This is a genomic window from Micromonospora sp. (assembly GCF_048594385.1).
GTDB lineage: Bacteria > Actinomycetota > Actinomycetes > Mycobacteriales > Micromonosporaceae > Micromonospora > Micromonospora wenchangensis.
Map to the genome: position 1 here is coordinate 1 of NZ_JBMDWU010000172.1, position 3,290 is coordinate 3,290.

Consider the following 3,290-nt stretch of genomic DNA (forward strand, 5'->3'; position numbering starts at 1 on the left):
CTCCCGGGGGTTGGTCGAGGAGTGCGGCGCCGAACCGGACAGTGGGGCGTTCCTCTACCGGACCACCACGATGTTCCTGGAGAAGCTGGGCCTGGACTCGGTCGCCGACCTGCCCCCGCTCGCCCCGTTCCTCCCCGACGACGTAGAAGAGCTTGCCGATGCCACGCGATAGCCGTACCCCCAAGTCCGACGCCCCCGTGTACGAGGGCGCCGAGCGCCTCCAGAAGGTGCTCGCCGCCGCCGGCGTCGGTTCCCGACGTGCCTGCGAGGATCTGATCTTCCGACGTCGGGTGACCGTGAACGGGCGGGTCGCCCAGCTCGGGGACAAGGTCGACCCCACCACCGCCGTGATCCACGTCGACGGGGAACGCCTGCAGGCCGACAACCGCCTGGTGTACGTGGCGATGAACAAGCCGCGCGGGGTGGTCACCACGATGGCCGACGAGAAGGGCCGCAACGAGCTGGCCGAGTTCATCGGCAACCGGGTCGAGCAACGGGTCTACCACGTCGGGCGGCTCGACGCCGACAGCGAGGGCCTGCTGCTGCTCACCAACGACGGCACCCTGACCCACAAGCTGATGCACCCGTCGTACCAGGTGCTCAAGACCTACCTGGCCGAGGTGGCCGGGCCGATCCCGCGTAACCTCGGCAAGCGGCTGCTGGCCGGTGTGGAGCTGGAGGACGGGCCCGTGAAGGTCGACTCGTTCAAGGTGGTGGACACCCTGGGTAAAACCGCCCAGGTGGAGCTGAGCCTGCACGAGGGACGCAAGCACATCGTCCGGCGGCTGCTGGCCGAGGTCGGACACCCGGTGTCCCGGCTGGTGCGTACCTCGATCGGGCCGATCAAGCTCGGTGACCTGCGCACCGGGCGGATCCGGCGGCTGACCAACGCGGAGGTCGCCGCCCTGTTCAAGGCCGTGGGTGACTGACCCCGTCTGAGCGGGTAGGTGTGCCGGTAGGCTTCCACGCGGCCCGCGGGCCGGTGGTGGCGTGCGCCGCACCGGCGGCGCGGAGACACCCGCGAGGCGCGGGATGATGGATGACGATGGACGACCGCTCAACGGCGTCGGGACGACCGGCGACCCGAGAGATACGGGCTGAGGAGGACAACGGTGGAGGAAAACGTACGGGCCGGGCGCTGCGTGGTCGCTGTGGACGGGCCGTCCGGTTCGGGTAAGTCCACCGTCTCGCGGCGGCTCGCCGCCGGCCTCGGTGCCCGCTACCTGGACACCGGTGCGATGTACCGGGCGATCACCTGGGCGGTGCTGCGTTCCGGCGTTGACCTGGCCGACGCCGCCGCGGTGGGCAAGGTCGCCGAGGAGGTCGAGCTGCGCATCGGCACCGACCCCCAGGGGTACGGCGTGACCGTCGACGGGGTGAACGTCGACCGGGAGATCCGGGGTCCCGAGGTGACCGGCGCGGTTTCCGCGGTGGCCGCCGTCCCGGCGGTGCGGGCGCTGCTCGTGGCCCGGCAGCGGGAACTGATCACCCACGCCGGTCGGATCGTCGTCGAGGGTCGGGACATCGGTGCCGTGGTGGCACCCGACGCCGACCTGAAGGTCTACCTGACCGCTTCCGAGGCGGCCCGGGCCCGGCGGCGCAGCGCCGAGGACGCCGTCGACGTCGCGGCGACCGCCGCGGACCTGGCCCGCCGGGACCGGCTCGACTCCACCCGCACGGTCGACCCGCTGCGGCAGTCCGCCGACGCCGTCGAACTGGACACCACCGAGCTGGGCATCGACGAGGTCGTCGACCGGCTGCGTGGGCTGCTCACCGAGCGGGGAGTGGCATGAGCGACGGATGGGTGGAGCTGCGCGAACCGGACGTCGAGGTCGACGAGCCGACCGGTCCGCAGCCGGTGGTGGCCGTGGTGGGCCGCCCCAACGTGGGTAAGTCGACGCTGGTCAACCGGATCATCGGCCGCCGGCAGGCGGTCGTCGAGGACGTCCCCGGGGTGACCCGGGACCGGGTGCCCTACGACGCGCAGTGGAACGGCCGCTCGTTCACCGTGGTGGACACCGGCGGTTGGGAACCGGACGCGAAGGACCGGGCGGCGGCGATCGCCGCGCAGGCCGAGACGGCGGTGCTCACCGCCGACGTGGTGATCTTCGTGGTCGACGCGATGGTCGGCTCGACCGACGTGGACGAGGCCGCGGTGCGGATGCTGCGGCGCAGCGCCAAGCCGGTGATCCTGGTGGCCAACAAGACCGACAACAGCACCATCGAGCTGGAGGCCACCTCGCTGTGGTCGCTGGGGCTCGGCGAGCCGTACCCGATCTCCGCACTGCACGGCCGGGGATCCGGGGAACTGCTCGACGCCATCCTAGACGCCCTGCCCGAGGCTCCGAAGATCGTCGAGAACCGGCCGCGCGGCCCCCGCCGGGTGGCGCTGGTCGGCCGGCCCAACGTCGGCAAGTCCAGCCTGCTCAACCGGTTCTCCGGTGAGGAACGGGCGGTCGTCGACTCGGTCGCCGGCACCACCGTCGACCCGGTGGACAGCCTCGTCGAGATCGGTGGCGAGACCTGGCAACTGGTCGACACCGCCGGGCTGCGCAAGCGGGTCGGCAAGGCCAGCGGCACCGAGTACTACGCCAGCCTGCGCACCGCCGGGGCGATCGAGGCGGCCGAGGTGGCGGTGGTGCTGCTCGACTCCAGCGAGCCGATCAGCGAGCAGGACCAGCGGATCCTGACCATGGTCGTCGAGGCCGGCCGGGCCCTGGTGATCGCCTTCAACAAGTGGGACCTGGTCGACGCCGACCGCCGGTACTACCTGGACAAGGAGATCGACCGGGAGCTGCGCCGCATCCCCTGGGCGATCCGGCTCAACCTGTCGGCGCAGACCGGCCGGGCCGTCGACAAGCTCGCCCCCGCGCTGCGCAAGGCGCTGGAGAGCTGGGAGACCCGGGTGCCCACCGCGCAGCTCAACCAGTGGCTCACCGCCCTGGTGCAGGCCACCCCCCACCCGGTGCGCGGCGGCCGGGCCCCGAAGATCCTCTTCGCCACCCAGGCGGGTGTCTCCCCGCCACGGTTCGTGCTGTTCACCACCGCCCCCCTGGACGCCGGCTACCAGCGTTTCGTCGAGCGCAAGCTCCGCGAGGAGTTCGGCTTCGAGGGCAGCCCGGTGGAGATCTCCGTACGCCCCCGCAAGAAGCTCGGCCCCGGCGGTCGGGGCAAGGCCCACGGCTGACCGTCACCGCACAAGGGCTGCCGCTCCTCCCGCTGAGGAACGGCAGCCCTTTTCCTAGGATGCTTTAGGGGTGGTGGCGGTGCGCACCGGCGCGGCGGGGGGC

4 protein-coding genes are annotated in these 3,290 nt (G+C 71.9%); all 4 read left to right on the plus strand.

Features of this window, described 5'->3' with window-relative positions; translation table 11 throughout:
* On the plus strand, positions 1 to 172 hold a 172-nt coding region (locus ACOJTC_RS09010), incomplete at its 5' end, for an SMC-Scp complex subunit ScpB (RefSeq protein ID WP_420116493.1).
* On the plus strand, positions 159 to 929 hold the full coding sequence (locus ACOJTC_RS09015; protein WP_357927168.1) for a pseudouridine synthase: 771 nt from the start codon (positions 159 to 161) through the stop codon (positions 927 to 929). The genes ACOJTC_RS09010 and ACOJTC_RS09015, both read left to right, overlap by 14 nt.
* A 183-nt stretch (positions 930 to 1,112) precedes the next feature.
* Positions 1,113 to 1,793 (plus strand): (d)CMP kinase, encoded by a 681-nt coding sequence (cmk, locus tag ACOJTC_RS09020; protein WP_204928589.1) that lies wholly within the window; start codon positions 1,113 to 1,115, stop codon positions 1,791 to 1,793.
* Complete coding sequence (der, locus tag ACOJTC_RS09025; protein WP_204928588.1) at positions 1,790 to 3,187, plus strand: ribosome biogenesis GTPase Der; 1,398 nt, start codon at positions 1,790 to 1,792, stop codon at positions 3,185 to 3,187. Before cmk ends, der begins: the two co-directional genes overlap by 4 nt.
* Positions 3,188 to 3,290 lie beyond the last annotated feature (103 nt).

Excerpts from the sequence above, each read along its gene's own strand:
- der (WP_204928588.1), top strand. The coding sequence starts at position 1,790 with ATGAGCGACGGATGGGTGGAGCTGCGCGAACCGGACGTCGAGGTCGAC.
- ACOJTC_RS09015 (WP_357927168.1), top strand. The coding sequence starts at position 159 with ATGCCACGCGATAGCCGTACCCCCAAGTCCGACGCCCCCGTGTACGAG.